The organism is Novosphingobium sp. UBA1939, from assembly GCF_002336885.1.
In the GTDB taxonomy this organism is placed as follows: Bacteria; Pseudomonadota; Alphaproteobacteria; order Sphingomonadales; family Sphingomonadaceae; genus Novosphingobium.
This window is the reverse complement of sequence record NZ_DDFB01000077.1, coordinates 1-4605: the sequence shown is the minus strand read 5'-3', so window position 1 is coordinate 4605 and position 4605 is coordinate 1. Positions and strand designations below refer to the sequence as shown.

The following is a 4605-nucleotide window of genomic DNA, read 5'->3' as shown; positions in this document are numbered from 1 at the left end:
CGGTACGGCTGGCGCGCGCGGTGATGGACCACAGCCCGCACGTGCTGCTGGCGGGGGCCGGGGCCGAGGAATTCGCGCGCGAACAGGGGATCGAACTGGTCGATCCCGACTGGTTCGCGACCGAGGAACGCTGGCGGCAGCTGCAGGAGCTGAAGGCGAAGAAGCTGGGCTGGTTCGACGATGGCTTGAAGTATGGCACGGTCGGCGCCGTGGCCTGCGACAGCCATGGACACGTGGCTGCGGCGACATCGACCGGGGGGCTGACCGGCAAGCGCTGGAACCGCATCGGCGATTCGCCGGTGATCGGCGCGGGAACCTATGCCGACGATCGCGCGGGCGCGGTCAGTTGCACCGGATCGGGCGAACAGTTCATCCGCGCCGGCGTGGCGCACGAAATCTGCGCGCGGATGCGGCTGGCGGGCGAAAGCGCGCAAGGCGCGGCCGACGCGGTGCTGGCCGAAGTGGGCACGATGCGCGGCGTGGGCGGCGTGATCGTGGTGACCCCTGCGGGCGAAACGGTGTTCGCCTTCACCACCCCCGGCATGTTCCGCGGCCGTGCCGACCACGCGGGGCTTTATGAGACCGGGATTTTCGGGATGGCGGGCAGCAAGGATTGATTGACTCCGTTTCGGACCGGGCGCAGCTTTCGTGACGCCATGGGGCCGAGAGAATAACGGGAAGCCCGACACCACGGCATGGTCCACGCGGGGAGGGGACGCCCGCGTTTTTCATGAGTGGAGATCCTGAAATGAAAAGCGTTCGTTCTGCCGTGCTTGCCGCGGCTGCTGCTGTTGCCCTGATGGCCCCTGCGTGGGCACGGGCCGAAGACTATCCGCTCAAGCCCGCCGAATATGTCGAGGTGGCGCTGATTTCGGTCGATGACGGGCATGACCTTGAATACGCCACGCATCTCGCCAACATGTGGCGCAAGTCGCAGGACTACGCGCTCAAGCAGGGCTGGATCAGCGGCTATGAAATCCTCAGCAACGAATTCAAGCGTCCGGGCGAGGCGGACTACTACCTGCTCACGCGCTTCCCCGCGCTGCCCGATGCCGCGGAATCGACCCGCCGGCAGGAGGCCTATACCGCGTACATGCAGATGAACGAATCGCAGATGCAGGCCGCGTCGGGCGATCGCGCCAAGTACCGTCGCCAGATGGGGTCGGAACTCCTGCGCCGCTGGGTCTGGACCAAGTAGAACGTGACATCGGCGGCTTCGCAACCGGCTTGTTCCGGGCGCGAAGCCGCTGGTTACCGCACACCCGAAACCACGCTCCGCCCCAGCTTTTCGCGCAGCTGGGCGTAATAGGCCTCCAGGAACGGACGGGCATCGGCCGCGTCCACCTCCCGCCCGATCTTGCCGCCGATGCGCGCGGCGACATCGCCCAGCGTTTCCGGATCATCGGCGCGCAGCACCTGCTCCAGCACGTCGAGTTGCTGTTCGCCGTAGTACGAAAGCTCGGTGGCGGTGAAGCGCCACGCCGATGACGTCGCCTGCCGGGCATCGGGCACGAACTTGTCGGCCTTGCGCTGGCCGAAGCGCATGCCCCGCTCCAGCCTTTCGCGCAATTGCGTGTAATAGGCTTCGAGGAAGGCGCGCTCGTCGCCCGATCCCGCGCTCCAGCCGATCTTGGCGCAGATCGTGGCGGCGACTTCGGCCAGCGCCTCCTCGCGCCCGTCGCGCAGCACGCGCTCCAGCACCTGCAGCTCGTATTCGCCATAGACCGCCAGTTCCGCCTCGCCAAAGCGATAGGCGGCGCCGGTGAGCGTGCTTTGCCCGCGTGCGCCGTCGCCCAGCGACATGGCCTTTTCCAGCTTGCGGCGGGGGGCATCGACCACCCAGGTGCCGGCGATGACATCGCCGCAGCGCAGGGCATCGCGGTTGAAGAAGGGAAACAGCACGAAGATCGCGAACCACACTACCCCGGCCCAGCCCGCTTCCTCGGTATCCGCGCCGCTGGACCAGGCCGAGGCGAAGAACACCAGCGGCATGAACAGCTCGATATCGCGCACCAGATTGCGCGCGATCACCGCTTCCGTGGTCAGCCGTCCACCATCGCGCGCGGCGATGCGCAGGCCGCAGATGCGCTTGCCCGGCGTGGCCCCGCGCGGCCCGAGTTCGAAGAACAGGAAATAGGCGTTGCGATAGAGGAACATCGCGATGATCCACGCGATCTCCAGCGCCTGTCGGGCATGGGCAACAGGGGTGTTCTGGTCCAGGCGGTTACCCCCGAAGCCGCCCGCCACCCATACCAGCAGCAGCGTGGTGCCTACCATCGAGCCGACGATGAACAACAGATCAAGCAGCAGCGCCGAGGCGCGCGCGGCGCGCGATCCGATCGCGAAGGACAGCGCGACGCCTTCGGGCGTCACCACCCGGCGCAGGCGCTTGTCCGTCGCTGGCCCGGAACGCGGCGCCCGGCGCCCGTCTGCGGTTTTCCGCTTCCACGGCAGGCGCGCCATCACTGGCCCTCCGCCGTCACGCGGCCACGCCGCCAGACGAAGAAATAGCCGCACCAGAACACCAGCATGAACCCGCCCAGCGCCAGCCGGGTGGAGGTGATGTCGACAAGCTGGCGCGCGAAGCCTTCGAGCAGCGCGGCGACGATCAGCATGAACACCACGCCGGCCATCACCTGCGCCCCGCGGCGGCCGGCCGCAGCCGCCGCTTCCAGCACTGTCGCGTCGCCGGGAAAGGCCATCGCGCGGCCGATGTGTATCCCCGCGCCGCCCGCCAGCAGGATCGCGAACAACTCGGTCGTGCCGTGCACCGACAGCCAGCCGATCAGGTCCAGCGTCAGCCCCTGCCCATGGTAGAGCCACAACAGCGCGCCAAGCATGGTAGTGTTGTGGACCAGCAGCATGATCGACGGCAGGCCGAAGGCGAAGCCCAGCGCAAACGCCAGGATCGAGACTTGTGCGTTATTGTTGAACAGGAAGGCGGCGAACACGCTCATCCCGTTTTCCTTCTGATGGCCGAACAGCGTGCCGTGCAGCACTTCGCGGCTGGCGCCCGGCACGCGCTCGTCGGCGAAGTTCGCGCTTACCAGCGAGTAATACCAGTCGGGATTGGAGGAGACGAGCAGCCAACCCACCACCGTTCCCGCGACCATAGCGGCCAGCGCGATCAGCAGGTCGATCCAGATCGCCCGCACGGCCGCGCCCCAGCCGCCGCCCAGGAAGCGGCGGAACCAGCCCCACAGGGTCGTGCGCGGGCCATAGACCAGAAACCAGGCGCGCTGCGTCAGCGCTTCGAGGTAGGCCAGCGTGGCGCGATCGAGCGAGGTTTCGCGCGCGATCGAAAGGCTGGAGGCGGCGGTGCGGTACAGCACCGGCAGGGCCAGCAGATCCTCGTCGGAAATGCCGCGCAGCCGCCCCTTCTCCATGCGGGTGACGATCGCTTCCAGCCGCTTCCATTCGGCCTCGCGCTCCAGCCGGAAGCGGTCGGACCGCAGCGCCGCCTCGCTGGCGGCGGCGGCCTGCTCCTCGGTCTTCGAGAACCAGCCGGTGACGCGTTGGGCCAGTGTGCTCATAAGCGCCTGCTCATCCGATGCTTCCCTGCCGCTTGACCGCGAGATAGGCGTCCAGCAACCGCACCCCGATCCGGTCGTGCGGCGCTTCCACCACGCGCACGCCCAGGTGGCGCAGGCGTTGCAGCACCAGCGCGCGCTGGCGGGCGAGCGCCGTGGCGGTGACCGCCATCGCCACCGCCTGCATGTCGAGCGCGGGCGCAGCGACGATCTCGGCAAGCTCGGCATCGGCCATGACCACGAACATCACGATATGGCGTTCGACCAGCCGGCCGACGTTCTCGATCATCAGTTCGGCGCTGGTGGGATCGGTGAAATCGGAAAACAGCACGATCAGCGAACGGCGCTGGAGCCGCGCGGAAAGCTGCGACAGCGCCAGCGTGAAGTTCGGTTCCTCCGCGTGGTAATCCAGCGTGGCGGCGGCGTGCTGGAGCCGGACGAAATCGCGCGAATGGGTGACGAAAGGCGTCAGCACCTGCGGCCGCGCCGCGAAGCCATAGAGCGCCACGCGATCCTGCGCCTTCAGCGCCACATAGGCGGTGGTAAGCGCGGCGGTAACGGCGCGGTCGATGCGCGGCAGCCCGGCGACGGGCTCGCACATCGTCTGCCCGCAATCGAAGGCGAACACGATCTGGTTGTTGCGCTCGACCTCGTATTCCTTGGCGAACAGCCGGGCGTGACGGGCGGAGCTTTTCCAGTCGATCCGCCGCCGGTCCATGCCGGGTTCGTATTCGGCCAGCGCCTCGAAATCAGTGCCTTCGCCGCGAATGCGCCGCGCGATCATGCCGAACTGGGCATCGCGCAGGAAGATCTGGAGCGCGGGGCTGCGCACCGGGGCGATGTTCGGCCGCACGCGGACCAGCGCATCGCTTTCCACGCGGACCTGGCGATGGGCAAGGCCAAGCGGGCCGGACCAGCGCAGCCAGAACCGCCCGATCGCGCCGGTTCCGCGCCGGTTGGGCGTGAGCATGGCATCCCCGCGCCAGCCGTCGGCGCTCGCCGCCAGCGGCAGCACCAGCCGCCCGCCGGGATGCAGCCGGGGATCGACGGCCAGCGCGGCCTGCGCCCGTGCCCA

At 68.2% G+C, this 4605-nt stretch carries 5 protein-coding genes; 2 read left to right on the top strand and 3 right to left on the bottom strand.

Going from position 1 to position 4605, the window contains the following annotated elements:
* A partial coding sequence (locus B3547_RS10845; protein ID WP_292962989.1) for an isoaspartyl peptidase/L-asparaginase family protein occupies window positions 1–617 on the top strand: 617 nt, incomplete at its 5' end.
* Between the two features lie 131 nt (window positions 618–748).
* Window positions 749–1198, top strand: coding sequence for a hypothetical protein (locus tag B3547_RS10840; RefSeq protein ID WP_233497393.1), 450 nt, complete (start codon window positions 749–751; stop codon window positions 1196–1198).
* Between the two features lie 53 nt (window positions 1199–1251).
* Here B3547_RS10840 and B3547_RS10835 read toward each other — a convergent pair whose 3' ends face one another.
* The 3 genes from B3547_RS10835 to B3547_RS10825 all read right to left on the bottom strand — a co-directional run.
* A complete protein-coding gene (locus tag B3547_RS10835) occupies window positions 1252–2463 on the bottom strand; it encodes an RDD family protein (RefSeq protein WP_349676486.1) in 1212 nt (403 codons plus the stop codon).
* On the bottom strand, window positions 2463–3533 hold the full coding sequence (locus tag B3547_RS10830; protein ID WP_292962986.1) for a stage II sporulation protein M: 1071 nt from the start codon (window positions 3531–3533) through the stop codon (window positions 2463–2465). Before B3547_RS10830 ends, B3547_RS10835 begins: the two co-directional genes overlap by 1 nt.
* 10 nt (window positions 3534–3543) lie before the next feature.
* Window positions 3544–4605: DUF58 domain-containing protein (locus B3547_RS10825; protein ID WP_292962983.1), on the bottom strand; the 1062-nt coding region annotated here is incomplete at its 5' end.

What these genes read in the sequence shown, in the direction of transcription:
- B3547_RS10840 (WP_233497393.1), top strand. Translation starts at nt 749, where the DNA reads ATGAAAAGCGTTCGTTCTGCCGTGCTTGCCGCGGCTGCTGCTGTTGCC.
- B3547_RS10835 (WP_349676486.1), bottom strand. Translation starts at nt 2,463, where the DNA reads ATGGCGCGCCTGCCGTGGAAGCGGAAAACCGCAGACGGGCGCCGGGCG.
- B3547_RS10830 (WP_292962986.1), bottom strand. Translation starts at nt 3,533, where the DNA reads ATGAGCACACTGGCCCAACGCGTCACCGGCTGGTTCTCGAAGACCGAG.